This window comes from Flindersiella endophytica, from assembly GCF_054779015.1.
Window position 1 is genome coordinate 116,234 of the sequence record NZ_BAAGYY010000041.1, and the last position, 24,809, is coordinate 141,042.

28 protein-coding genes and 1 pseudogene are annotated in these 24,809 nt (G+C 65.6%); 12 read left to right on the forward strand and 17 right to left on the reverse strand.

Annotation, left to right across the window (positions count from 1 at the left end):
• The first annotated feature begins 34 nt into the window (after positions 1–34).
• The 4 genes from ACYVF6_RS41420 (at position 35) to ACYVF6_RS41435 (ending at position 4,081) form a co-directional block, all read left to right on the forward strand.
• Positions 35–1,144, forward strand: coding sequence for a nucleotide disphospho-sugar-binding domain-containing protein (locus tag ACYVF6_RS41420; RefSeq protein WP_460530818.1), 1,110 nt, complete (start codon positions 35–37; stop codon positions 1,142–1,144).
• A 180-nt stretch (positions 1,145–1,324) separates the two neighbouring features.
• Complete coding sequence (locus ACYVF6_RS41425) at positions 1,325–2,656, forward strand: NAD(P)/FAD-dependent oxidoreductase (protein WP_460530821.1); 1,332 nt, start codon at positions 1,325–1,327, stop codon at positions 2,654–2,656.
• A gap of 358 nt (positions 2,657–3,014) precedes the next feature.
• Positions 3,015–3,878, forward strand: coding sequence for a cytochrome P450 (locus ACYVF6_RS41430; RefSeq protein WP_460530824.1), 864 nt, complete (start codon positions 3,015–3,017; stop codon positions 3,876–3,878).
• A gap of 5 nt (positions 3,879–3,883) precedes the next feature.
• A complete protein-coding gene (locus ACYVF6_RS41435; protein WP_460530827.1) occupies positions 3,884–4,081 on the forward strand; it encodes a ferredoxin in 198 nt (65 codons plus the stop codon).
• Here ACYVF6_RS41435 and ACYVF6_RS41440 read toward each other — a convergent pair.
• From ACYVF6_RS41440 to ACYVF6_RS41450, 3 genes are read right to left on the reverse strand one after another with little or no spacing between them, the layout of a single operon-like run.
• Positions 4,078–4,419 (reverse strand): hypothetical protein, encoded by a 342-nt coding sequence (locus ACYVF6_RS41440; RefSeq protein WP_460530830.1) that lies wholly within the window; start codon positions 4,417–4,419, stop codon positions 4,078–4,080. The genes ACYVF6_RS41435 and ACYVF6_RS41440 overlap by 4 nt on opposite strands.
• Entirely contained in the window at positions 4,416–5,291 is an 876-nt protein-coding gene (locus tag ACYVF6_RS41445) for a hypothetical protein (RefSeq protein WP_460530832.1), read from the reverse strand. Before ACYVF6_RS41445 ends, ACYVF6_RS41440 begins: the two co-directional genes overlap by 4 nt.
• A 33-nt stretch (positions 5,292–5,324) precedes the next feature.
• Entirely contained in the window at positions 5,325–5,573 is a 249-nt protein-coding gene (locus ACYVF6_RS41450) for a hypothetical protein (protein ID WP_460530835.1), read from the reverse strand.
• 130 nt (positions 5,574–5,703) lie between these two features.
• Here ACYVF6_RS41450 and ACYVF6_RS41455 point away from each other — a divergent pair, with 130 nt between their 5' ends.
• The 3 genes from ACYVF6_RS41455 to ACYVF6_RS41465 are packed head-to-tail and all read left to right on the forward strand — an operon-like array spanning position 5,704 to position 8,033.
• Entirely contained in the window at positions 5,704–6,360 is a 657-nt protein-coding gene (locus ACYVF6_RS41455) for a response regulator transcription factor (RefSeq protein ID WP_460530838.1), read from the forward strand.
• Positions 6,357–7,601: a sensor histidine kinase gene (locus tag ACYVF6_RS41460; protein ID WP_460530841.1), complete on the forward strand. Its 1,245-nt coding sequence runs from the start codon at positions 6,357–6,359 to the stop codon at positions 7,599–7,601. The genes ACYVF6_RS41455 and ACYVF6_RS41460 overlap by 4 nt, the downstream gene beginning before the upstream one ends.
• Positions 7,602–7,655: 54 nt before the next feature.
• Positions 7,656–8,033: a BlaI/MecI/CopY family transcriptional regulator gene (locus ACYVF6_RS41465; RefSeq protein ID WP_460530844.1), complete on the forward strand. Its 378-nt coding sequence runs from the start codon at positions 7,656–7,658 to the stop codon at positions 8,031–8,033.
• 11 nt (positions 8,034–8,044) lie between these two features.
• Here ACYVF6_RS41465 and ACYVF6_RS41470 read toward each other — a convergent pair whose 3' ends face one another.
• The 3 genes from ACYVF6_RS41470 to ACYVF6_RS41480 are packed head-to-tail and all read right to left on the reverse strand — an operon-like array spanning position 8,045 to position 10,215.
• Positions 8,045–8,989, reverse strand: a complete 945-nt coding sequence (locus ACYVF6_RS41470) for a M56 family metallopeptidase (protein ID WP_460530847.1) — start codon at positions 8,987–8,989, stop codon at positions 8,045–8,047.
• A complete protein-coding gene (locus ACYVF6_RS41475; RefSeq protein ID WP_460530849.1) occupies positions 8,989–9,402 on the reverse strand; it encodes a BlaI/MecI/CopY family transcriptional regulator in 414 nt (137 codons plus the stop codon). The genes ACYVF6_RS41470 and ACYVF6_RS41475 overlap by 1 nt, the downstream gene beginning before the upstream one ends.
• 30 nt (positions 9,403–9,432) lie before the next feature.
• Positions 9,433–10,215, reverse strand: coding sequence for a hypothetical protein (locus tag ACYVF6_RS41480; RefSeq protein ID WP_460530852.1), 783 nt, complete (start codon positions 10,213–10,215; stop codon positions 9,433–9,435).
• A 307-nt stretch (positions 10,216–10,522) separates the two neighbouring features.
• Between ACYVF6_RS41480 and purB the strand changes: the two genes are divergently transcribed.
• From purB to ACYVF6_RS41495, 3 genes and pseudogenes are all read left to right on the forward strand, one after another.
• Positions 10,523–11,809: an adenylosuccinate lyase gene (gene purB / locus ACYVF6_RS41485; RefSeq protein ID WP_460530855.1), complete on the forward strand. Its 1,287-nt coding sequence runs from the start codon at positions 10,523–10,525 to the stop codon at positions 11,807–11,809.
• A 101-nt stretch (positions 11,810–11,910) separates the two neighbouring features.
• Positions 11,911–12,051 (forward strand): annotated as a pseudogene (locus tag ACYVF6_RS41490) (transposase); the annotation flags it as partial.
• 35 nt (positions 12,052–12,086) lie between these two features.
• Complete coding sequence (locus ACYVF6_RS41495; RefSeq protein ID WP_460530858.1) at positions 12,087–12,242, forward strand: integrase core domain-containing protein; 156 nt, start codon at positions 12,087–12,089, stop codon at positions 12,240–12,242.
• Here ACYVF6_RS41495 and ACYVF6_RS41500 read toward each other — a convergent pair.
• From ACYVF6_RS41500 to ACYVF6_RS41540, 9 genes are all read right to left on the reverse strand, one after another.
• Complete coding sequence (locus ACYVF6_RS41500) at positions 12,234–12,743, reverse strand: GNAT family N-acetyltransferase (RefSeq protein ID WP_460530861.1); 510 nt, start codon at positions 12,741–12,743, stop codon at positions 12,234–12,236. The genes ACYVF6_RS41495 and ACYVF6_RS41500 overlap by 9 nt on opposite strands.
• 12 nt (positions 12,744–12,755) lie before the next feature.
• A complete protein-coding gene (locus ACYVF6_RS41505; RefSeq protein WP_460530864.1) occupies positions 12,756–13,325 on the reverse strand; it encodes a CRISPR-associated endonuclease Cas1 in 570 nt (189 codons plus the stop codon).
• Positions 13,326–13,633: 308 nt separating this feature from the next.
• Positions 13,634–14,242 carry a hypothetical protein gene (locus ACYVF6_RS41510; RefSeq protein ID WP_460530867.1) on the reverse strand — a complete coding sequence of 203 codons (609 nt, stop codon included), beginning with the start codon at positions 14,240–14,242 and terminating at the stop codon, positions 13,634–13,636.
• A 270-nt stretch (positions 14,243–14,512) separates the two neighbouring features.
• Positions 14,513–14,641, reverse strand: a complete 129-nt coding sequence (locus tag ACYVF6_RS41515; RefSeq protein WP_460530869.1) for a hypothetical protein — start codon at positions 14,639–14,641, stop codon at positions 14,513–14,515.
• Between the two features lie 8 nt (positions 14,642–14,649).
• Positions 14,650–15,417, reverse strand: a complete 768-nt coding sequence (locus tag ACYVF6_RS41520; protein WP_460530873.1) for a 4'-phosphopantetheinyl transferase family protein — start codon at positions 15,415–15,417, stop codon at positions 14,650–14,652.
• A 138-nt stretch (positions 15,418–15,555) separates the two neighbouring features.
• Entirely contained in the window at positions 15,556–16,533 is a 978-nt protein-coding gene (locus ACYVF6_RS41525; protein ID WP_460530876.1) for a phosphotransferase family protein, read from the reverse strand.
• Entirely contained in the window at positions 16,534–16,671 is a 138-nt protein-coding gene (locus tag ACYVF6_RS41530) for a hypothetical protein (protein ID WP_460530879.1), read from the reverse strand. It abuts the gene before it with no gap.
• Between the two features lie 173 nt (positions 16,672–16,844).
• A complete protein-coding gene (locus ACYVF6_RS41535) occupies positions 16,845–17,255 on the reverse strand; it encodes a nuclear transport factor 2 family protein (RefSeq protein ID WP_460530882.1) in 411 nt (136 codons plus the stop codon).
• Positions 17,256–17,869: 614 nt separating this feature from the next.
• The gene (locus tag ACYVF6_RS41540; protein ID WP_460530885.1) at positions 17,870–18,796 is read right to left on the reverse strand and encodes a LysR family transcriptional regulator; all 927 of its coding nucleotides are present in this window, start codon (positions 18,794–18,796) and stop codon (positions 17,870–17,872) included.
• 171 nt (positions 18,797–18,967) lie between these two features.
• On the opposite strand from ACYVF6_RS41540, the gene ACYVF6_RS41545 reads away from it, so the two are divergent.
• Together ACYVF6_RS41545 and ACYVF6_RS41550 are read left to right on the forward strand one after the other, a co-directional pair.
• On the forward strand, positions 18,968–19,723 hold the full coding sequence (locus ACYVF6_RS41545; RefSeq protein ID WP_460530888.1) for a Rossmann-fold NAD(P)-binding domain-containing protein: 756 nt from the start codon (positions 18,968–18,970) through the stop codon (positions 19,721–19,723).
• A 674-nt stretch (positions 19,724–20,397) separates the two neighbouring features.
• Positions 20,398–20,772, forward strand: coding sequence for a helix-turn-helix domain-containing protein (locus ACYVF6_RS41550; RefSeq protein ID WP_460530891.1), 375 nt, complete (start codon positions 20,398–20,400; stop codon positions 20,770–20,772).
• 546 nt (positions 20,773–21,318) lie between these two features.
• Here the strand turns inward: ACYVF6_RS41550 and ACYVF6_RS41555 are convergent.
• Positions 21,319–24,186, reverse strand: coding sequence for an AfsR/SARP family transcriptional regulator (locus ACYVF6_RS41555; protein ID WP_460530894.1), 2,868 nt, complete (start codon positions 24,184–24,186; stop codon positions 21,319–21,321).
• A gap of 103 nt (positions 24,187–24,289) precedes the next feature.
• Positions 24,290–24,781 (reverse strand): SRPBCC family protein, encoded by a 492-nt coding sequence (locus ACYVF6_RS41560; protein WP_460530897.1) that lies wholly within the window; start codon positions 24,779–24,781, stop codon positions 24,290–24,292.
• Positions 24,782–24,809 lie beyond the last annotated feature (28 nt).

The following is a 24,809-nucleotide window of genomic DNA, read 5'->3' on the forward strand; positions in this document are numbered from 1 at the left end:
TACCGCATTGCCAGGTTCGGGCTTTTATCTGCCGATGATTCCACTGGCGTGGGCGTTGCGGTCCGGCGGTCATGACGTCTTGATGGTCAACAACGGGTCGGCTGCGAAGGTGACAGCGGACGCCGGCGTTCCGGTGATCGATCCCTGTTCGGACACCGACGTCTGGGGTGAGTTCATGGCAGCGACCGCCGCCACTGGTGCGAAGTCTGCCGCCTCGGGCGTGACATCGACGACGCCCACCAAGGACGAAGCCGGGCGGCACGAGGCGATGAAGCGAATCGGTCGGCGGTTCGCGCTGTTCGGTCAGTTGATGGGTCCGGGTGCGGTGCGGATCGCCCGGTCGTTCCGCCCGGACCTGGTGATCTCCACGGTGGAGCAGTGGGCAGGTCAGCTGGTCGCGAGCGAGCTGGACATTCCGTACGTCGAGCAATGGGTGCGGTTCTCCCGGACCGGATTCGATGAGGAGTCCCAGCGTTCATCCGGCGTGTCGCGGCCGGTGATCCGTCCTGCCGCGGCCATCGACGTCCGGCCGCCCAGCCTCGGCGGCCTGCAGACGGACGACCACTGGTTGATGCGCTACATCCCTTACAACGGCAGCGCTGTGCTGCCGGAGTGGGTGATCGCCGAGCCGGAGCAGCCGCGAGTGTGCCTGACGCTGGGCAGCGTACTGCCGTCGCTGGGCGGTCTTCGTGGCGTACGCGATCTCGTCGCCGGCATCGCCGCGCTTGACCTCGACGTGGTGCTCGCGCTCGGCGAGGTCGACATCTCCGAGTTGGGTGAGCTGCCGGCCAACGTCAGGGCCGTCGGCTGGATGCCGTTGGGAGCTGTGCTGCCCACCTGTGCTGCGATCGTGCACCACGGTGGAGCGGGCACCTGTCTGACGCCGATGGCCTGTGGCGTGCCGCAGTTGGTGGTGCCGCGGCGCTTCGCCGATCAGCCGGTCAATGCCGAGATCGTCGCTGGCCGCGGTCTTGGGATCGTGCTACCTCCGGAGGAGGTCACGGCTGAGACGGTACGGTCGGCACTGGAGCAGCTCCTCGTCGAGCCGAAATACGCGAAGACGGCTGGGGAGGTGCGCGCCGAGATGGCTGAGCTGCCCAGCCCGGCGGACATCGTGTCCAGCTTGGCGAAGGTTATCCGTTAACTCGTTCAACTGCGGCAAAGCGCAGTCGAAACCGCGTCCGTTCTCGCAGAGGACAAACACTTCGGGTGTCGCGTATGGTTTGGTGAATGTGGCCCGCACGGCCCGTCAACGTCTCCTGGAGTAAGCCGGGTCGGCGGCAATTTCTGTGCTGACCAATGAGCGCAGTGTCGAGGAGCGAGTGTGAATTCCGTGATGAAAGAAGACGGCAAGAACTACGATGCGATCGTGATTGGCGGCGGGCCTGGCGGATCCGCGTACGCGATCACCATGGCCAGGGCCGGATACTCCGCACTCGTCCTGGAGCGGGAGCGATTTCCGAGATTTCACATCGGCGAGTCGTTTCAGCCATACGCTTGCGACGTGCTGGAGCAGCTTGGCCTGCTTGACAAGCTCAGTGGGGAGGGCTTCATCGTCAAGAAGGGGCTGGAGCTGATCCGGCCGGACGGCAGCGTCCGCAGCGTCGACCTCGAGATGACCGCGGACGAGGGCTACCGCACCTGGGCCTATCAGGTGGATCGGGCGCACTTCGACAAGATTCTCCTCGACGCCGCTGCCGAGGAACCAGGCGTCACCGTCCTGGAGGAGGCCCGGGTCACCCAGTTGCTCTTCTCCGGGGATCGGATCACAGGAGTCAACTACACGTGGGAAGGCCGCCCACGCGGTGCCTCCGCGCGGTTTGTCATCGACGCCAGTGGGCGCGCGGGCGTTGTCGCTCGTGGCTTGAAGCTGCGGAAGACCGACAACAAGCTCAAGATGGCAGCAGTATTCAAACACTTCAGCGGACTGGACGAGAGCAACTACGCCGGACGGGCGGGGGACACCCAGATCGGGGCGCACGAGGACGGCTGGGTCTGGGCCATACCGACCCGCCATGACGTCATCAGCATCGGTGTGATGGCGCCTGCGGAGATCCTGCGGGCATCACGTCCGGAAGATGTGTTCACCGAGCACTTGCACAGGATTCCCAGGATTGGTGAGCGGCTGCGGGGGACAAAGGTCTGGCACGGCCTACGCGGAGAGAACAACTTCGAGTATCACGCCGATACCCTCGCCGGACCGGGATATCTCCTGGTGGGCGACGCGGGCTGCTTCACCGACCCGATCTTCTCGGCCGGCGTCTACCTCGCGCTGGCAACTGGCCGACGGGCAGCGGAGGAGACATCGCGGTGCCTGGCCGGAGCCCAGTCCGAGACCGAAGCCGGTAGCCGCTACTCGGCCTTCTACAAAACCGGATACGAAACCTATTACCGGCTGATCCGCGCGGTTTACGACCGGAGGCCGGGTGCGAGGGAGCCTCGCCTGCACCAGTTGCTGAGGGAGGCCGGCGGCGGTGAGCGAGAGCGGGTACTGACCCTGAACGGCGACCTCTGGTCGGACACCAACGCCTTCGTGGTCCGGCTCAGGGAGGAAGAGGATTACAGACTCTTCGAGGCCTACGAGCCTATGTACGGCTGCCCCGTCTATGGCCGCCAGGGACCGCCCCTGAAGGTCCCCGCTCCTGTGGCGGTATGACTAGTCTCTGCTTGGAGTGAGCTTCGTGACTGAGTCCATTACGCTTCCTACCAACCGCAGCAACATGTTCGATCCGCCCGACAGGCTCCGGGAACTGCGCAGAGAGCAACCAATTGCCCCGCTGAGCTTTCCGGACGGTCACATCGGCTGGCTGGTTACCGAATACGCCACAGCCCGCGTTGTCCTCGGTGACCGGCGGTTCAGCGCACGGCAGGAGCTTCGCCACATGCCGCTGGCGTCTGACATGAGAGAGCATCTCAGCGACGCACCCGCCAAGCCCGGCATCTTCATTCATATGGATCCCCCAGCGCACACCCGCTACCGAGGGCCGCTCAGGCGGTACTTCACCGTACGCAGAATGAACCAGCTCAGGCCGAACGTCGAGCGGATCACCACCGAACTCCTGGATGCGATGGAGTCCACCGGTGCGCCGGTCGACCTGGTGCAGACGTATGCCTGGCCGATGCCGACGATAGCGATCTGCCAGTTGCTCGGCGTGCCGTACGCTGCTCGCGAGCGGTTCCAGCGTGATGTTCGGGTCATGTCGAAGCGGGACATGCCCAGGCAGGCAAGGATAGAAGCCAATCTGGACCTCCTGTCGTTCCTGCGTGACGTGGTGCTTCAGAAGCGCGCCGAACCCGCCGACGATCTTCTCAGCGAACTCGTCAGGGCCGGCGAGCTCACCCACGAGGAGATCATCGGCATCGCCAGGGTCGTGTTCTTCGGCGGACACGAGACGACGGCGAGCATGCTCGGACTCGGGGCGTTCGCCCTGCTGCAGAATCCGGATCAGCTGTCCGCGTTCGTTTCCGCGGACGAGAACGGCGTCGACAATGCCGTCGAGGAACTGCTCCGCTATCTCACCATCCTTCAGTTCGGCGTGCTGCGCGTGGCGCTGGAGGATGTCGTGCTCGATGACGTTCTCATCAAGGCCGGCGACACCATCTGTGTCTCGCTGCCGGAGGTCAACCGGGATCCCAAGCAGTTCACCGAGCCGAACACGCTCGACCTGGCCAGACCGACTGCCGGCCGGCATCTGGCTTTCGGGCACGGTGTCCATCAGTGCCTGGGTCAGCAGCTTGCCCGGATCGAGCTGCGGGTCGGTTTCACCCAGCTGTTCCGCCGCTTTCCGAACCTACGGTTGGCCGTGCGGCCTGACCAGGTTCGGCTGCGGGAGGACATGGTTCACTACGGAGTCCACGAGCTTCCAGTCACGTGGTAGGAGACATGAGGATTCGCGTCCGCAGGGAACTCTGTGCCAGCTCGGGCATGTGCGCACTGACCGCACCGGACCTGTTCGACCAGGACGAGGACGATGGCCGGGTTGTCCTGCGCGAGGGAGCTCGTCGCTCCGACTTCCCAGCCGAGGCCCGCGAAGCGGTGCTGCGCTGCCCGTCCGGCGCACTGGCCCTGGAGGAGGATTAGGCCGCCAGCGTTCGTGCGTCGTTCAGCAAGAGAACGAGGATCAGGGCGATCAGCACCAGGGCGAAGGCGAAGTACAGGCGGCGACGAGGGCGCCGTTGCGACCAAACCGCGCGGAGTGTGCTGAGGATCGAAGCGATCGCGATGACATCCACTACCAAGAGGATGCCGAACGTGGGCCGGGCGACGACGCCCAGAAGCGGGAGCACGAACGGCAGCACGAGGTAGCGCGCGACGCAGCGCAGGCCGACCAGGATCAGGGACGTTTCGAACGGAATCTTCCGAGGAGGCAAGGCCTCCGCCCGGTCTTGCGGGCGGAGGCCTTCTTCCAGTCCGCTCACGGACGGGCGCCCGTCGGCTGCGGTTGGCTTGGTGGTTGCACGTGACCGTCACCGCCGGTAAGCGCTCGCTTGTGCCGGTACAGCCAGATCCCAATCGCCTGTCCAGCCAGGACCGTGACGAAGGAGAGCCCGAGCGTCCAGGTCAGGGGTGACGTGGTTCGCAACAGTGCGCCGTAGAAGAACGCATGGAGGACAATCAGGGCGAACAAGGCGTAGTTCGTCCGTTGGAGGTTCTTCCAGCGCCTGGCCTTGAGCTCGCGCAGAGAGCGGTCGTTGGACAGGGCAAGCAATCCGGCGACGATGATCAGTGCGGCGAGTCCGGTCCAGTTCGCCCAGCCAAAGGCGTTGGTCTTGGGTATGCCGCTGGAGTCGAAGAAGTAGAGCCGGAAATTGAACAGCTCGCCAACGTTGCCGTGGACCTGAAATCCGATGACCACGTGGATGACACTGCCGATGAACGCCCAGATCCCTACGTCGCGCGCCAACGAGCTCGAGACCGGGTTGGGCCGGCGGAGCAGGAGGTTGGCCGGACCGATGAGGAGCGTCAACGCGAGGAGCACCGTGGCGACGTACCCGGTGGCAGTGGTGGAGCTCGCCATCAGCGCTCGGATGCCGCCTCCACCTCCTATTGCGATGTCTGGCGACTGGGTTCCGCCGTGGCTCATGGCGGCGGCGGCCTGGGGGAGCACGCCGTCGCTGGTCATGTTCATGGGCGTGGGGTTGGATGGCGCGATCCACATGAACAGGAAGAAGAGCAGGACGCTCGCCGCGGCGAGCGGCAGGTGGTGGAAGAGAATGCGCTGCCGCCAGTCTCGGCCAGTACCAAGAGCACCTTGCCGTTTGGCGACTTGAGCAGTTGATCGCTTAGCCATATTCGACTCCACAGGTTCGACAGGTCGCTTGCGTCAGTGCATCCCCGGACCGTGCATTCCCGGACCGTGCTTCTGGTTCTTCCGTGGCTTCTCGTTGTTCTGGTTGCTCTGCTGGTTCTGGTTCTGGACGCTCGGACCCTGGTTCTGCGCACCCGTACCCGGAAACGCCGCTGCGCCCACGAGCATCGTGGTGCCCAGTACCGCGGCCAGGACGAGGACGATGATTCCCGGTACCCGTGCCCAGACGGGCACACCCTTGCTCGGCGTCTCTCGAGTAGCCATCCGCGTGTCCTCCTCGATCGGTTGTCCTCACGACGTCAGTTCACCAGGAACCACGTTGGGTTGGTGCTAGGAAAACCCCTCACGGCGGCCTAACAACGACCTAACAACACCGGCAGGCAAGATTGGGTGGGTGCGGGTACTGGTGGTGGAGGACGAGCGGTTGCTGGCCGATACGATCGCCGGCGGGCTGCGTAAGCACGCCATGGCGGTCGACGTCGCCTACGACGGTGATGCCGCGCTGGAGCGGCTTGCCGTCAACGAGTACGACGTTGTCGTCCTGGACCGTGACCTTCCACGGGTGTCCGGAGATCAGGTGTGCTCCACTTTGGTGGAGTCGGGCAGCGACACCCGGATCCTGATGCTCACCGCTGCCAGCGCGGTCACTCAACGGGTTGCCGGGCTGGGGCTCGGTGCCGATGACTATCTCACCAAGCCGTTCGCCTTCGCCGAGCTCATTGCCCGCATCGAGGCGCTGGGCAGGCGAGCCCGCCCAGCCGCGCCACCGGTGTTGGAGCGCGCCGGCGTCCGCCTCGATTCTCACCGCCGCGTGGTGACCCGCGAAGGTGAGCCCGTTGCGCTGTCCCGCAAGGAGTTCGCCGTCCTCGCCGAGCTCCTTCGGGCTGACGGCGGCGTGGTGTCCGCCGAGCAACTCCTGGAGAAGGCGTGGGACGAGCACACTGATCCGTTTACCGGCGTGGTTCGTTACACTATTATGATGGTGCGCCGCAAGCTGGGTGATCCGCCAGTCATCGAGACGATCCCCGGTGCGGGATACCGCATCCCATGAGTCGCTGGTGGAACACCACGATCCGTGCCCGGCTCACGCTTTCCTACGCTGGAGCCTTCTTCCTGGCCGGCGCGATCCTCATCGCTCTGACCTACATCTTCCTCGGACAGTCGCTCGACCGGCAACTGGCGACCCGGGTCGGCAATACCGAACAGCACATCACGGCCTATCTGAGTCAGGCGAACGCGCATGCCGGTCCGCGCGCCGCGCAGCTCAAGGCAACGCTGCGAACTCAGTTCGAACAGGACCGCGACGAGGCCCTGCGCAGGATGCTGATCTGGTCGTTGGCTTCACTCGGCGTCGTCGGTGTCGGCGCAGGCGGTTTCGGCTGGCTACTGGCAGATCGAGCACTGCGCCCATTGAAACAGATCACGTCCACCGCACGCCGAGTCGCTGATCGTAGCCTGCACGAGCGGATCGCGCTCGACGGGCCTGGCGACGAGATCAAGGATCTCGCGGACACCTTCGACGCCATGCTGGAGCGGCTGGACCGCTCGTTCGACGGGCAGCGTCGCTTCGTCGCCAACGCCTCCCACGAACTGCGCACACCGTTGACTCTCAACCGCACTCTGATCGAGGTCGCGCTCGACACGCCTGACGTTCCGCGGTCGACCCGTCAACTGGGCACGACGCTGTTGGAGATCAATCGCCGGCACGAGCGGCTCATCGACGGCCTGCTCGTCCTCGTCAGCGGTGAGCAGCGCCTCACCGAGCACACCGTTGTCGACCTTGCTGATGTCGTTCGGCACGTCGCCACGGCATCCAGCCACGCTGCACGCGAGGCGAGGGTTGAGGTCCGCCCCGACCTTGCCACTGCCCCCGTCGCAGGCGATCCCGTCCTGCTGGAACGCCTGGCGTACAACTTGCTCGACAACGCGATCCGATACAACGTCGCCGAGCACGGCTGGGTCTCGGTCACTACCGGCACCGTCGACGACCACGTCGTTCTCACCGTAGAGAACACCGGACCGACAGTGCCGGAGTACGACGTAGGGGGGCTGTTCGAGCCGTTCCGCAGGCTCGCCTCGACCGATCGGCTCACCGAGGCCGGCCCGGCGTCTGCCGGCCGTGGCGCGGGCCTGGGTCTGTCCATCGTGCGTTCGGTCGCACACGCCCACGGCGGCCAGGTGCACGCCCGTCCGCGGCCTGACGGCGGACTTTTCGTATGCGTGCAACTCCCTCCGCCCCAGCCGGACGGTGAACATCCAGTCGGGTCAGCGGCTGCGGAGGGCACGACGTAGGACTTTCACCAGCGACCTACCACGCAGGTTACGTGCGGAGAAAGGGAGGGGCCGGTGCACGGGTTCGGTGACTTGGAGGCCGCGATCATGGACGTGATGTGGGCGGCGCCTCGTCGTCTGGCGGTTCGCGATGTGCGGAAGAAGCTCAACGAGGAACGCGACCTCGCCTACACCACCGTGCAGACGGTCATGGAAATTCTGCATCGCAAGGGCTGGTTGATGCGAGAGAAGCAGAGCCGGGCCTATATGTATTGGGCAACCAGGTCTCGGGCGGACTACGTGGCCTCACTGCTGGATGAAGTGCTGGACGACAGCGGCGACCGGACTGGGGTGCTGCTCTTGCTGTTCGAACGGTTGGATCCACTCGAGTTGATGCAGCTGCGCGCGGCCCTGGACGACCTGACGCTGACCGGGGCTGGTGATCGGCCCTGAAGACGGAGTGGTCACGTCGGCGGGTTGGGGCAGTGGTCGGCGAAGGCCAGAACCACAGTGATCGCGAACCACGCGACTGGTGCAAGCGCCAGCGCGGCAGCAGCGCAACCGGCGAGCAGCCGGGCCGCTGCCGACGCCGGCACGCGGTGGTGGAGCAGCCGGAGCGCGCGGTGCTCCGCTGTTGAACCGCCCGCTGCCAGCATCGAGCTGGGAGCGTCGGCTGAGTCGGACACGCGCAACAGCGCGGCCGCCACGACCTCTCGGTCGTGTACCTCAGCGGCTGTCTCGTCTGCGAGCTGCTCCACGAGAATCTGTACCTCCGTGCGAGCTGCCTGACAAAGTGGTACGAACGGGAACGCGACCGCGAGTGCCTGGACGAGACCCGTCAGCCGATGGTGGTGGCCTGCCAGGTGGGCGTGTTCGTGTGCGAGAACGGCAGACAGCTCTTCGGAGGAAAGCTGTTGGAGCAGGCTCGAGGTCACGACGATCCGGCCACCCGAGCCGGGTACGCAATATGCGACAGCGCGTTCGTGGTCGAGTACGACGGCTCCGAGCACTGGATCGGGCCGTCCCACGACATCGAGCAGGTCGCGGTGGTGGATCCGCTCGGCCCGCGCTCGCCACCACGTGATCCCACCGATCACGCCACACCACCCGGTGAGCGAAACCGCCGCGAGCAGGCCGGCCAGCTCGCTCGTTGACGTATCCGAGTAGTGCAAGTGAAACGCGTCTGCACAGATCCGGAGCAGGTGCAAGACCGACTGATGGACAGGCTCGGCAGCCAGAAAGGCCGTCAGGCCGGACAGCAACGCCGCAGCCAGCATCGAGGCCGCCGACGCCAGCCAGAGCCCAACCGTCATCGTGGGCGAGACGGTGGACGATGACAGCCGGCGCAGCAGCGACGGTGCGAACGCGCCAATGACCAGGGCGTACAACGCGAGGCTGCCGGCCGCCATCACCGTCGGAGTTTCTTCTGCTGAAACGGTCCTGGATGGGCCTGCCGCTGCGCCTTACGTCGCGACAGTCGGCGAAGGGCCGACCGTAGCGCGTCGGTGTCGGCCAACGACATGTCTTCGATGAAATGCAGGAAGGCCCCAGCCCGATCGTCGCTTTCTCGCAGGGCCTCGCTCATCAGGTAGGCGGTGTACTCCTCGCGAGAGGCGATCGCCTCGTAGAGATAGGCCTTGCCGACCTTCTCCCGGCGCAACCAGCCTTTGGTGTGGAGGTTGTCCGCGACGGTCATCACCGTGGTGTAGGCGTAGTCTCGTTCAGGGCTGAGCTCGTCGAGGATCTCCCGCACGGTCAACGGCTCGCCGACGGACCAGACCACGTGCATGATCGCGGTCTCGAGCTCCCCGAGCCTCGGCATGGTCGTACGATACCTACGTCGTTACGAGAGTCAACCGGCCCGCAGCGTGATCGCAGCGGTATGCAGGGCACCGGCGGTTTGGAATTGCAGAAACAGTCGCCAGTTTCCGGCCTTGGGCAGCGTTGCGTTGAATGTCAGCTCAGGGCCACCGCTATCGCCGCCAACCTCGCCCTGTGGATGGAGGTGGGCGAATGCCAGGTCGCCTTCGTGGAAAGCGGTCAGGTGGGCGTAGCTGTTCAAGTAGGGCTGCAGGTTCCTGACCGGCTGCCCGGCTTTGGAGATCTCGACAGTGAGCTTGTGTTCCATGCCGGCCATCAGCTCGCGGGAGTTCACCGTCAGTGTGTAGCCGTCGACTTTCGTGGTCGCCGATGCGGCGGGCAATGGCACCGGGCGAGCTTTACCACGAACGGAGATCGCCCGGCTCAGCACCAGCGGCGTGGTGTTTCCCGAACGGTCCTTGACGATGAAGGAAGCGTAGACCCGGTGCGTACCGGGTTGCACGGTACCAAGGGGTGCGGTCCAGGTGCCATCTGCCGCCATGGCCGGATGCACGTGCTGGAACCCACCAAGATCCGAGCGAATCAGATAGAAGTGCATGAGTTTGGTTTGGTCCGGTTCGAACGTGGTGACCGGTTTGCCGCCCGGGCCGGTGATCTGGAACGTGAGCGAGGTCGGCTTGCCGACGGGCAGCGAGGATGTGTCCGCGGCGAACGTGTAGCCGGATATCGTGGCGAGGAGCCCATCTCCGGTGGGCATGTCCATGCCGGGCATGTCGTCGTGCCCGGATGGGGAGGATGTCAGCGAGTGCTTCATCCCCCCACCCCTTTCATCCCCGAATGGGGGCTCGTCGTTGCCGCAGGCGGAGCCGAGCATGCCAACCGTGAGGATGAGCCCGCCGGAAGCGAGCAGGTGACGTCTCGGCAACATGGGAACCTCGCTTTCCTCTGAAGGCGGTGGCACATTCCAAGGTCTGGTGGACTACCTACGATGCCGGATAGTACGAGAGCGGATCAGAGCGGCGTGCGTCGCGCGCTCAGCTTACGGTAGAGCGGGCTTTCCCACTACGGTTCGAGCTGTATGCCCGCGCCGCTGATCCTCGGTCGACAAGGAGTCCGCTGGAATGATTTCCCGATTCTCCCGCCCTGAGATGGCGAAACTATGGTCCGACGCCGAACGCTACGCCACCTGGGTCAGGGTGGAGGTACTCGCCACGGAAGCCCAGGCCCAGTTGGGAAACGTGCCCGAAGCCGCATTGGCCGACATTCGGCGTGCGCGCGTTCCATCAGTGCTCCGGGTGATGGACCACGAACGCGAACGTGATCACGAGGTGCTGTCGTTCCTCGCCGCATTCTGCGAGGACGTGCCAGCCGAGTCGGCGCGATGGGTGCACCTGGGAATGACGAGTTACGACCTGGTCGATACCGCACTCGGCCACACGTTGGCGCGCTCGGCAGATCTCCTCCTCCAGGCGGCCGGAGAACTTCGCGATGTCCTTGTGGAGAAGGCACTGGAATACTGGGAGACGGTGTGTATCGGCCGTACGCATGGGGTGCACGCCGAGCCGACCACGTTCGGGCACAAGCTCGCGGGATTCGCCTTCGCCGCCGATCGGTCGATCCGTCGGCTGCGCGCCGCGCGGGATGCCGTTGCAGTCGGAACGATCTCGGGATCGGTCGGCACGTACGCCTTGATCGACCCCTTCGTCGAGCAGCACGTCTGTGGCGCACTCGGACTGGGGGTCGAGGACGTGCCCACGCAGGTGGTTGCCCGGGATCGCCATGCCGAGCTGGTCCAGGCGGTCGCGACGCTGGGTGCGTGCGTCGAGCAGATCGGCTTGGAGTTCCGGCTGCTCCAGCGCACCGAGGTGCGTGAGGTCGAGGAGGGCCGTTCGTCCGCATACCAGGGGTCGAGCGCGATGCCGCACAAGCGCAATCCCACATCGAGCGAGCGGTTGTGCGGGCTGGCACGTATCCTGCGCGGTCACGTGACCACGATGCTCGAGGACGTTGCCCTGTGGCACGAACGCGACCTCGCCCACGCCGCGGTCGAACGAGTCGTGATTCCGGACTGCCTGCAGGTCAGCCACTACCAGGTGACGCTGGCGACCGACGTGATATCACGGCTCGAGGTGTTCCCGGAGCGTATGCGGGCAGCCATCGATCAGACCCACGGGCTGGTCTACAGCTCGACAGTGCTGGCCGACGCGCTGGGCGGTGGCATCGAACGCGAGAAGGCCTACCGGCTGATCCAGGCGGCCGCCAACCGTTCCGCGGCCTCGGGCACGGACTTCGCCGCAGAGCTGCGTGCGGAAGGGCTCGATGTCGAAACGCTACGTCCGGAACGCTTTCTCACCCGCCACGACCTGATCCGGGAGCGCCTCGACGCTCTCCGAGATCAAGCCCGCTAAGAGCTTGTCTTACGTGGTTTCGAGCGGGTGATCGGCGATGATCTTGGTCTGTGAGGGATCGGTTGTCGCTGCGGTTGGTGCCGGACGAGTTATGGGTGCTGGTGGAGCCGCTGATTCCCCGGTTCCAGCCACGGCCGCAGGGCGGTGGCACGGCGCCGTTGGATGATCGGGCGGTGCTGACCGCGATCGTGTACGTGTTGACCAGCGGGTGTTCCTGGCAGGACCTGCCGCCGGGCTTCGGGGTGCCGTTCCAGACCGCACATCGGCGGTTTGGGCAATGGACCAAGGCCGGTTCCGCTGCGAGATCCCCGACGGTGACGCGCTGGCGGTGGAGACGAACCTGTTCCGCCAGACCTACAACACCATCCGCCCGCACCAGGCGCTCGGCGATCTTACGCCGAGACAGGCTTATCTCGACGTTCGATCACGGTGAAAGCTCGTCATCGGAGATGTCCTTGCGCATTTCGATCTGTACCGGACGGAACCCTTGCTCCCGATAGAATTCTCCAGCCGTGTGGTTCTGGCTGTGCACCTGCAACGTCACCGCCACCGCCCCATGCTGGCTGGCCAGCTGCTCCAATCCCTTCATGAGCAGAGCACCTATCCCTCGCCGGCGATACTCCCCGGTGACCACGAGGTCATTGACATGCATAACCGGCCCGTCGTAGTTTGCAACCGCCTGCGTGGGCTTAGGTCGGAGTAATCCAGCCACCAGCCCGGCCAGTCGTCCATCGCCGACTTCAGCGACAAGTAGGTGCAAACCGTTGTCCGCGTCGGCATTCGAGAGACCTTCACGGACCGACCCTCGTACATCGGTCATCCTGAAATCTTCCGGCCACTGCTCAGCGTGCCACCCGACCGTCTCCGCGTACAGCTCACAGACTTGGTCAAGGTCATCGGGAAGCCGCGCCGGTCGAATCCTCACATCGCTCATAGCCAAGGCACTCTAGTTCACCAGCCCGCCCCCACGCTGGACAAATGCGACTGCAAGATCAACTCCTGCCACATTCTTGACGCATGACAACCGGACACCGACGACTGACCATGCGCTACGAGCGCAAGGCCCACTCGCGTGCCGATTCCTTCGCAGGCTTCGCGACACGCTGATCGACGTTGTCGTGTGCCCGGTACGGCGCCTGCCCGGGTGACGGTTCGCACGCAGGCCGCCGGATGCTCTGGCCAGGAAGCGTCCAGGTCCGGTCAGCCGCGTGACGGACTTCCCATCGGCTCCCAGGCGGCAGACAAGTTCATCGCTTGCCGTCGCGCCGCCGAACACGACGACGTGATCGATCCGAGCAAGTGGCAGGAGCGTGCGACGGTTGATGTCGGGTCGAACCACGCGGACGGCGTCTCTGTCCAGGTGGAGACTCGTTCCTGGAGCGAGTGCGTAAAACGTGTTGGTGAGTTCACGCACCCGAATCTCCAAGCTCCTGTGGAACGAACGCGCGGCGCCGCATGCGCCATGTGCCGTTCCAGACTTGGCAGGCAATCTTCGCGAAGGGACCAACGCCGGCATCGTGAATCGTCAACCGCAGCCGGAAGTCGCGATGCCGACCATAACCGCCGGACGTCAGCGATGACTGCCTCGACTCGCCCGACAAGCGGTTCACCGGAACACTCGCCAAAGCCGACTCCGCCAGCCCCGAACTGATGAACCACCTCTCCTGGTACGAGGCACACGACTGGACGAAGCCCTACCCGGGTGAGACCAAGATCTACGCACCGAACCAGGTGCCAGGCGCCTACATCCCGGCGACGGACAATGACTGACTTCATGGATCACGCGGTGCTGAACTCTGTCTCAGCACGGCGAACTCCCTCGGATCACAGCACAGGCGGGAAGACCATGGGGTCGTCGCTCGTGTCATGGGTACAAGAAAGCAACTGCTGGTCCGGCCCCAGGATCTGGCAGCCGTCGCCGGCGGGGGGCGGCCAGAAATTGGGATCGTAGAGCCAGATTGTGAACGTATGGGAGACTACATAGCTTCCTGCGCAAGTAATACCCGCGCACAGGATGGAAGCTCCCGAGATGGATCCGTTGCAGTCCTCACATATCCAGGGCTGTGCGACGTCTACGGGGAGATCGTTCTTCCACAGTTTGGCCGTAGCGTCGATCGATGACACGTTGAAGTCGCAGCTGGTGATGGCTTGGTAGAAGCCCTCGATAAGTTGAAGTGTACCTGTCTGGCTGTCGTAATGTCCGACAGCACTGGCGGTGATCTCCCAGCTGCAGCCTTCAGCGTCGGCCTGTTGGATTGGGCCCTCAGGCGTGGCCATCCGTAGATGGAGAGTGCTGCTCTTACGGATTTGAATATCTGTCTTCTGGTGCTCCGGCTTGCTTTGGCTGCTTGCGTGTACGGGACCTGCCGTGAAGCCGATGGTGATCACGCATGCGGCGAGCACGGTGAGCAGGTTCCGCCATCTTTGGAGCATCGTGTCTCCTTCGATAGCGATGACGAATCAGTCGAACGAGCAAACACGTGTTCATCGTATGGTTCGTTCGCACAGTCTCCGCACATCCTTCGTGGCGGCGTCTGCGGGCTACAAACGTCCCGGGGTGCGGCTGCTGCGGGGGCGCTCCGTCGACTGTGCCAGCACTTCCCGACGTTCCCACTATCGCCGTCACGTTGCCGGATTGTCCGGATGACCGACGAACTGGCCGTTTCGCGACTGCGAAGCCATCAACAGCGGTGCGATACCGGCTCACCCGTGCCGCCAGGTGTCGTACCCGGCACGCGTCGCGCCATCGATCCCGATCACCAACAGCAGCAGCGGCGCGGCTACCGCACCAGAGAACAACGGCAGACGTACCCCGCGAGAAGACGTGACCATGCCCGGCCTTACCTTGGCGAACCGTTTGGGCTCATCTCACGAGGGCGTAGCTGTTGGGCGAGGATCGCCTCAGCATCGAGCTCTGTTATGGATGTCGGGCGTTCACCGATGACCGCAAGCGCGGCGGCGTAGCCTCTTCCGGGGTGAAGCTCAGCCATCGTAGTCAATCTTGGCGTGGCGCACTCACCGTAGCTGATGAGTTGTGGCAGCTCGTCAGGGGCGGATACGACGATGCCGGGGAGTTGAGCTGCCAGACCATCGCCGGTTGCCTTCACCACAGCCTCCTTTCGAGTCCAGTACGTCAGGAAGGCGCGGGGCCTGTCCGGTCCTTGGAAGCTTGCGAGTTCGGCTCGTTCAGATGGTGCGAGTACCGCGTCGAGCATTTCCGGCGACTGGGCGGAACGGTCTATCGCTTCTACGTCGACACCGACTTGCGCATGCCGGACGAATGCGACGGCCACTCGGTCACCGGAGTGTGACACTGAGAACGCGATCTCCTCGCCATGCAGGCGTGGGCGGCCGTGCGGTGCGCCGCAACGTTGGCAGCGACGATCCAGCGGAACCTGGGCGGCCGGGAGGCCCAGCAAGCCGGCCAGGACGAGCCGGGAGATGACGCACCCGGCGATGAACCGTCTCCTGTCAGCATCCTGGCGGTAGGCCGCCGCCGTCTCACGCTCGCTCGAACTCAGGAGGGAGGCATAGCCTGCCAGTTTTGAGTTGTGCCGAGCCCACCAGACTTGGCAAGTTCGGATCTCCAGCGGCGGAGTTTGGATCATGCTTACGCACGTTACCGGGCGGGCGGAAGCTCATGGGTCCACTCGTCGGTTCGGACGCTGGTTCGGTGAGGCTTAAGGGCCGTTGTGAGAGGTGGCAGTCGGCAGGGCTCGACGCTGTGGTGGTCTGCAGGTGACGTTCTAGCTGAGTTGTGTGATCGTTGTATGAAGCTCGAGGCGTAGGTCCTCGTCGTGTTTGTGGTGGCGGTGGCGTTCGAGCAGGAGGGCGGCGGTGTGGCGGGCGTGGTAGATGAGGGCTCGCAGTCGTGCGTTCGGTGAGTTGTCGGGTGGGCCGTAGGTCTGCCAGAACGTGTCGCGTTCGGTGCCGGGGCGGCGCAGCGCCATGCGGATCGTCCAGTCGGCGGCAGGGTCACCCCAGCTGGCGCGCTCGCAGTCGAAGAGGCCGCAGATGGTTGGTTGGGGGGCGTTGGGGGTGAGCATCAGGTTGATGGTCCACAGGTCGCCGTGGAGTAGGCGGGGTTCGGTGATCTGGTCCAGGACGCTGCGATGCTGGGTGGCCGCTGCGGCGAGCGTGCGGATGTCGGCGGCCTCCAGCCCCGCGGTGTCCAGGTCGGCGGCGATGGCGTCGAGTTCGGCCAGGAGGGCCTGGCTCCAGGTCGCGAACCACGGACCTGCGATTGGGCCGAACTGTGGCCCGCGTACGTCATGGATGTGGCGTGTGATCGTGCCCAGTTGGCGGTACATCGAGACCCACTCCGGGCGTGGATAGCGGCCGATCCCTTCCGGCACGGGCACGCCGGCCAGCTCGGACTGGAACAGGTAGTCCCGGCCGATCAGCTCGTGGGTGAAGTCGGCGGCCAGCGTGCGCGGCAGCAGCGCCGCGACCGGCGCGAAGTACGGCAGCGCGGCGTACTCGTTACGCAGCAGCTCCCGCTCCGACCGGTACTGCCGTTCCGGCGCGGGTGCGACGCGCAGGATCACCCGCTCAGGGTCCAGGTCGATTCGGTAGGTCGTGTTGTAGCCACCGTTGCCGAGCTCGACCGCCGACCGTATGGACACCTCTGGCCCAAATGCCCGCTCGCACAGCGCGGAGATCTGTGCCGCGGTCAGCTGCTGCTGGAACGCGTCCTGCTCGCGTTGGACCGAGGTGAGCTCCACTCACGTGAGGATAGCGAGCCCAGGTCGGCCAGGGTGGTCTCTGGGCCGCGCGGCCTCGACCATCGTCATCTGGCCACTCAGGACCGGCAGCACCACCCGCAGCCGCTCCACCGGCACCGGCGACGCCTTCCTGGTCATCACCGTCATCCCTTCCTGACGCGCTCACCTCGGACCATCCCGGAAAGTTTGACTCAATAGAGAGAGCTCGACTCCCAGGGACCTCCACACGGTCGACGACAGGGCGGAAACATCGGTCGGCGATGAGGACCCTGCACCACTACGCGCGCTAACTGCCTTGCACCGGCAGGGGTTTACTGCTCCGGCGCCTGCGCGGGGCTGTTGTGGTAAGCGGCGATCAGCCACTGGCCGTCCCGCTTCTCCAGCACCCAGGTGTTGTTCACCTTGGCCGCGTCCGGAACCTCGGTCTGGTTGCCAAAGAGGATGCCGGACTCGCTGACGACGATCGCCGCGTCGCCGCCGACGAAGCGGATGCTCAGCTGCTTGTTGTAGGTCGAGGTGTCCTTGAGCGGTCCCGCGAAGGCCAGGGCCATGTTCTCGCGGATAACGTCACGGCTGTCGCGGAGCGAGCCGGTCATGATGGCGGTCGCGTCCTCGGTGTAGTTGGCGACCATGCCGTCGGCGTCACCCGCCGACCACGCCTTGTAGGAGTCGGCCATAACGGCCTGGATGGCGGCCTGGTCTTCCGGACGGCTGTCTGACATCGGATTCTCCCTTGCGGTTCGGTTCGCCCGCCCCGAGTGCTCCGGCGAGCTCGTCGATACATACCGGCGCCGGGGTCAGAACTCATCGCGCCAGCGGAAAAAGGGTTGGTGCGGTACGAGTCGGCGATACGGTGCGTCACGCGGCTGGTCGGTGGACACCGACGATTCATGCCATGTTGGATCATCTTGACTCGTATCTGCTGAGCACGGCGGCGCCTATCCGGATGGCCGGCAGCAGGGTGAAGTCGGCCGGTTCGGCGCCGAACCGGGAGCGGCCCGGCCCGATCCCGGCGAATCTCTCTCAGGTGGCGCGGCCCAACAGCAACACACCACTCTCGAGCATGGCGCCCATCCGGAACTTGTCGCCTGCGACAGCCCCCGCCCCATGCCGAAAGCCCAGCCACCGGTCGGCGTGCCGTCCTGGCCGTCGGGGTCGGAGACGATGCCGTCCAGGCTGATGAACTCGACAACGATGACCCGGTCCATGGTGGGCTCCCTTCGAGTGGGTCCGGTGATCGGACCATCGGAATTGACCCCAACACAGGCCGCCAGCACCCGCGCGAACTCATCGGTCCGCAGGTAAAGGATTTGACGTGGATGCTCAGACGGGTGGCTTACTCAACCTCTGCCAAGTCTTTCGAGCTCGCCAGTTCGGGGCGCCTGACGCGGAACACGCCGCGCGCGACCTGAGCGAAAGTGCGGATGGTCTCGGTCTCGTGGGCGGTCCACCACAGCAGGGCGAGGTCGATCGGGGGGAGGTCGTGGATGGGGATCAGCACGATGTCGTCGCGGTGTGCGAACTCGGCTGCCGAGGTCACCGTGGCGTGGGCGATCAGGTTTCTGGAGACCAGGGACAGCAGTTCCTGCAGGTTGGTGTATTCCAGCGGGGAACGCGGAATCGGTGTGCCGTCCGATGCGGTCGGAGGGAGGAACGCCTCGCGGATCGCCTGCGGCCTGACGTTCGCCGCCTGTGCCCAGTCGTCCACTTCGAGTACCGAGGCGCTGGTCCGGTTGGCCAGTGGGTGCTTGGTGGAAAGCATCGCGACGCGTTCCGGGCGGTCGATGGTCGGCCCAACGGTGATGCCTGGCTCGGGTGGTGTGCGCCAACTGGCGAGCACGTCTATGTCGGCGTCGCGAAGCGCTGCGTACGGGTCGTCGAAGGGAATCTCCTTCAACTGGACGGTGATCTCTCGGTGGCGGTGTTCGAACGCGCGCACCACCCGGCCCAGGGCCGCGCCGCCGGTGGTGGGAAGGAAGCCGATCCGGATCCGCGGCTGCCCCGCGTCGTGGAGGTGCGCGACGCGGTCGAGAAGGTTCTGGTAGGCCGGGCCGACCTGGCTCACGAACTGTTGTCCGAGCGGTGTGAGCCGTACGTGCCGGCTGGACCGGTCGAACAGGACGCCGCCGAGTTCTCGCTCGAGGGCGGCGAGTTGCTTGCTCACGCGTGCCTGGGAGATGTGCAGCCGCTGACCGGTCCGGCCGAAATGCAGCTGTTCGGCGAGGACGAGGACGAGGCGGATCTGGTCCAGCTCCACGGGCATGCTCCAGCTGTGCGGTCGGGCGCCCAGGATCGATTCCTGGCAGGAATCGATCGTTTCACACATCGCCGTTGTTCACCGACCCCCAGGCGGCGACGATCGACCTATGAACCTGCTGTATCCGCCTGACGGGTTCCAGGCGGTCGTCGACGCGTTGGTCGAGAGAGTGAATGCATGAGCGAGACATGGGAGATCGCTGTGAACGTTGAGCTTGCCGGCAAGAACGCCCTCGTGATCGGCGGGTCCCGCGGCGTGGGCCGGGCCACCGTGGAACGACTGGCCGCCAGCGGCGCATCCGTCGCGTTCAGCTACGTGACGAACAAGGACGCTGCCTCTGCAGTGGTCGAGGAGGTCCAGTCGGCTGGCGGAAAGGCCATCGCCGTCCAGGCCGACCTCGCCAGGCTGGAGGAGATCCACCACATGTTCGACGAAGCCGAGTCAGAGCTGGGACAGCTGGACATCGTCGTCGCCAATGCCGGCGTCGCGGTCATCAAGCCCGTCGTCGACTGCACCGAAGCGGACTACGACCACATCTTCGGCGTCAACGCCAAGGGGACCTTCTTCGCGCTACGGGAAGCGGCCCGACGCGTCCGGGACGGCGGCCGGATCATCGCCGTCTCGACCGGCGGTACGAAGATGTTGTTCACCGGCACGTCGCTGTACCTCGGCAGCAAGGGCGCGGTGGAGCAGTTCGTCCGCACCCTCTCCCAGGAGCTCGGCCCGCGCGGAGTCACGGTGAACGCGTTGTCTCCCGGGTTCACCGACACCGACCTGCTGCCCGAACGCGACCGAGCCGTCGCCGCCGAGATGTCGCCGTTCAAGCGCATCGGCGACCCACTCGACGTCGCCGACGCCGCCGTGTTCCTGGCGTCCGACGCGGCGCGCTGGGTAACAGGGCAGAACCTCGGGGCCGGCGGCGGCGTCTTCTGACCTCTCACCCAGGTCACTTTGGTCTGCGGGAGCGCCGGATGCTCGACCGTCGCGCGGTAGCGTCCGCCGCCCAGGGCCGACAGGCCGGCGTCCTGCCAGGTGGCGCCGTCGTCGACCGAGAACTGGAGCCGGGCCGCGGTCACCGCCGGGCGCGTAGTTGGGTCGCGTCCATGGCCGCGAAAAAATCTATGGTGCCTGGGGTAGAAAATCAGTGGCAGGCGCATGTAACATAGTCAGCACCAACGAGAGATAACGTCACGTAGGCGCGGGAGATGACGAACTGCCCGCGGAGACGGTGATAGCCAGTTGGCCGGGTCCGGCAGGACTGCGGCTCCGGCCAGCTGGCGCCGCCGGTGGGGCCAGCTGGCTCCCTGGCGGCGTGAGCACAGATGTAAGGAACAAGAAGGCACCTTGGACGGTAAAGGAGGGAAGGGCCACATCATTGGATCGCCCGCCGCGGTCGTTCCGCGCGGGTACCGCAGTCCCATCAGATTGGAAGTTGGTGGTTCTCGGTCACACATAGGCGATCCCCGTAGGTGCCGCCCTCGTAGGCGGCCGCGGGTACCCCAACCCGACCACCAGGTCGGATGACAGTGATGAAACCCAACCCTGGGGCCCCGGTGCCATTCCGCACCGGGGCCCCATGACATGTGTAGACCCGCCGTGGAGGCGCGATGACCCCAGAACCACCAGATGCGACCCCGCATATGACCCAGGATGCGACCGCGGCGAGCTCAGAGGCGGCCGACAAGTTCGACGACGACAACTACCCGGCCTACACCATGGGCCGCGCCGCCGAAATGCTCGGAACAACCGCCGGCTTCCTGCGCAGCCTTGACGACATCAACCTGATCCAGCCACAACGCTCTGCCGGCGGACACCGCCGCTACTCCCGCGCCCAGCTACGCCTGGCCGCCCGCGTGCGAGAACTCGTCGACGAGGGAACAACCCTCGAATCAGCCTGCCGCATCATCACCCTCGAAGACCAGCTCCGCCAAGCCCAGCACCACATCGACCAACACCACCAACGGCCGCACGATCAAGACTGAGATCTCGCGCCGGCCACAGCCTCGGGTTCCACGTCCAGATGGCCGAAACGGGGACAGCGCTTGGCTGTTCGGCGGCGCCGACGACAGCTTTTCCGCAACGTTCATGAGGTCGGCAACGCCGGCCGTCGTTGCGGACCGGTGGCGGTTCCATGGCTGCGCTGAACGAGGGCTCGGCCCGCCTGCGACGGGCGGAAGTCGGCTCGGGTCAGGCATCGTGCTGCGGCGACTTTCCCGGCCGCTCGGTCCCCGCGACGGCCGCCTCCACGGACCATGCCGCCTGCTCACTCGAGCGTCCGCTGGGCTGGCACGGGGGAGGCGCCTTCGTATGTCAGGCAGCCAGCAGGCCGGCGACGAGCCGGGTTGGGGGAGGAACGGCGAGTGGCTTCTGTGCAGCTCGAGCGCGAGCAGCCGATCGGCCCTGGCGATCGCCTTGGGTAAGGGGCCCGCGTTAACCCGCGGCCGGTCGTGGACACGGCGATCGCCAGGCAACAGAGGTGAATCACGCGACTGCGTGCGGCCGTAGGCCGACGGCGAACGCGTGCCGTGCTACCGCCGTCGTGGAGCCGAACATGGTGCGAAGTCGTGGGCGGGTGGGTCGAGGTGGTGGAGTTTTGCGCGTACGTCCTCGGCGTCGGGATGGCCGAGTTCTTCGAGGATGTCCAGCGCGTGCTGCCAGCTGATACGGGCCGTGTCGTGGTCTCTGCTGGCGTGTTGGGTCTCGCCGAGGCGGAGGAGAACATCTGCCTCGTGGTAGCGGTGTCCAGTCACTTGAAACAGGTCAAGGGCATGGCGGTAGCAGGCGATTGCCTCTTGGTGGTGACCAAGGTGGTGGTGGGCATAGCCGAGGCTGTCCCAGGTGGCCGCCTCAGCCTCAGGGTCGTCGAGCTGCTCATGGAGTCCAAGGGCTTGCCGGCAGGAGGTGAGTGCCTGCTGGTGGTGCCCGAGCAGTACGTGGGACCAGCCGATGCTGTTGAGCGCATGGGCCTGTCCCATTCGGTTGCCGGCGGCTCGGTACAGGTCTAACGCCTGTTCGGAGTGGTGGAGCGCATCCGTGTGGCGGCCTTGCTGCTCAAGTATCCGCGCGAAGCCGATATGGGCCCGGGCTTGGCCGGTGTGGTCACCGAGCTCGCCGTACAGATCGAGGGCCTGCTGTAGGTGAGTGTGGGCCTCGTCGAAGCGTCCGAGCGGCTGGTAGGCGAGGGCGACATGGCGATGGGTGCGGGCTTGTGTCTCCCGGTCGCCCTGCTGCCGTGCCGCACACAAGGCGACCTCCGCGACGACCGCACGCTCACGCCAAAGTCCGCGTCGGTGCAGGTAGTCGAACAGGGTCCAGGCCAGCTGCCAGGTGTGGGAAGCAAACCCTCCGCTGGCTGCCTGGTCGAGGGCTGTCAGCAGGACGGGGTGTTCGGTGCTGAACCATGCCATGGCCTGCCCGTGGTCGGCGAGGTCTTCGGGTGTCACACCAGCTTGCGGCGGAGAGATGGTGATCTGATCTCGGGTCGGGTTGAGTAGCAGGGCCGCGCGGTGGGCGGTGTGCAGGTAGTGGTCGAGGATCCGGTGCACAGCAGCGGTGCGTTCGGCCTGGGTGTCGTGGGTGTGGGCGAGTTCGTTGGCGTAGGCGCGGAGCAGGTCGTGGAAGGTGTAGCGGCTGGGGGTGTTCTCGCTGACCAGGTGTGTCTGGGTGAGCTCGGCGAGGATGGGGCGAACCTGTTCTGGCGGGATGCCGGCCAGGCTCGCCGCTGCCGGTGCGGAGATGTCCGGGCCGGGGTGCAGGCCAAGGAACCGGAACAGCCGGGCGGCGGCTGGGTTGAGTTGCCGGTAGGACCAGGAGAACACCGCCCGTACGTCACTCCCGGTGCCTGTTTCGGTGCCTGTTTCGGTGGTGGTGAAGGCGTCCAGTCTGGCGTGGGTGTCTCGGAGCTCGGCGGCGAGTGCGGCCAGGGGGAAGGTGGGGTAGGTGGCCGCGCGGGCGGCCACGATCGCCAGGGCGAGGGGCAGGCGGGCGCAGGAGTCGATGATGTCGTCTACGGCTTGCGGTGCGGCGGTGATCCGTTCGGGGCCGAGGCGGCGGGACAGTAGTTGCCTGGCTTCGGTGGTGGTGAGCAGGTCCAGGGTCAGCGGGTGGGCGCCTTGGGTCACGATGAGGCTGGTGAGCTGGTTGCGGCTGGTCACCACCACCAGGCAGCCGGCGGAGCTTGGTAGCAGCGGGCGGATCTGGTCGGTGTCGCGGGCGTTGTCCAGCACCACCAGGACCTGTTTCCCGTCCAGCCGGCTGCGATACAGCGCGGTCTGAGCGGCAAGGTCGACTGGGATCTGTTCTGGCGGTGTTCCGAGAGCGTCGAGGAATCCGCGGACCGCGTCGGTGGGGTTCATTACCTGCCCGCCCGGGTCGAAGCCACGCAGGTTGACATACAACTGCCCATCGGGGAAGCGGTCACGGATGCTGTGCGCCCAGTGCACGGCCAGCGCCGTCTTGCCCACGCCGGCTGTACCGGAGACCGCCGAAATCACCACAGCGGTCGGCTGCTGGTTCGACTCGGCGACCATCGTGTCGAGCCGGGCCAGCTCTGGTTCGCGGCCGGTGAAGGCGTAGGTGTCGGGCGGAAGCTGCGCGGGCACGGCCAGCTGGTTGGTCGTGGCGGCGGGTTGGTCGGGCAGCAGCGGCGGGAGGTCGCCGCGCAGGATCGACTGGTGCAGCGTGGCCAGTTCGGCGCCGGGGTCGGTGCCCAGTTGTTCGGCCAGCCGGTCGCGTACGGCGGTGTATCGATCGATCGCCTCGGCGTCGCGGTCCTCGGCGTGCAAGGCTCGCATCAACAGGCCCTCGAGCGGTTCCACATACGGATACTCCGCGATGACGTCAGGCAAGGTGGAGATCACCGCGGCGGTACGGCCGAGGTGAAGCTCGGCCTGCGCCCACTGCAGCACCGCGTCCAGCCGCATTTGGCGCCAGCTTCGGCGTACCTGCGTAACCCACTCGCCCTGCACGCCGGCCAGCGGAGCGCCACGCCACAGCTCCAGCGCCTCGGTCAGCGCATCCGCCCGCTCGACGTCGGAACCCCGCGGATCGCGACCAGTCTCGATCAGGCGCCGGAACTGATGCAGGTCGACGGCATCAGGATCGACCTCGAGCACGTAACCGGCATACCGGCGCTCCAGAAGTACCGGCGGCTCACCGGTGAGCTTGGCCGCCTGCTTCAACACCCGGCGAATCCGGCTCAGATACGAATAGAGGACATTGCGGGCCTCGACGGGCGGATCCTCGTCCCAGACCCGGTCGATCAACGTCTCGGTCGGCACGGGATGGCCGGCGTCGACGATCAGCGCGGCCAGCACCGCCTGCTGCCGCGGCGTCCCGAGGTCCAGTCGCCGCCCGGCAACAGTGAACTCCATCTCCCCGAAAAGCCGGATCCGCATATCCCCCCACTCTCGAGCTTGCCGATTGGCCTGCTTGGGCTGATTGTGGGCGGCCGTCACCGGTTCTGCAAGATCGGTGCAAGGTGTGGGAGCAGGGTGCGGATCAGTTCCTTCCTTCGCGGACATCCTTTCCCTGTTCGGCGAACGCCTTGAAATCCTGCATGTGCTGTTGCGACTGCTTGTGGAAGGAGCCGGGCATGAGAAGCCCCACCAGCCGCATCAGCAGGCTGCTGAACCGGTATTCGCTCTCGCTCTCCCAGAGCGTCGTGTCCGGATTGGCTTCGGTCAGCCGATCGCGCACGACGCTCCACATGCCCGGGCCGACGATCTCGCGGTCGAAGTGAACGACGCTTTCTTTCGGGATCCCGTGCAGGTCTGCCGGATCCCGGCGTGTGATCGTTTCGGTGCACTCGATCTTCCGCTGCCCCGACTGCATCACGACCCGCGACTTGGTACCGAGCTGCCCGTGGATCCCGTTCACCGGCTCGTGCAGCACCAGGCCCCGCAGCCACTTCGGTATGTGTGCCGGGTCGGCGAGCAGCTGGGCCACCTTCTCCCGCGGCAGGGCGATCTCGATCGAGTTGGTGTACTTCATGGCGCGCATTCCTTCCAGGTGTGCGACA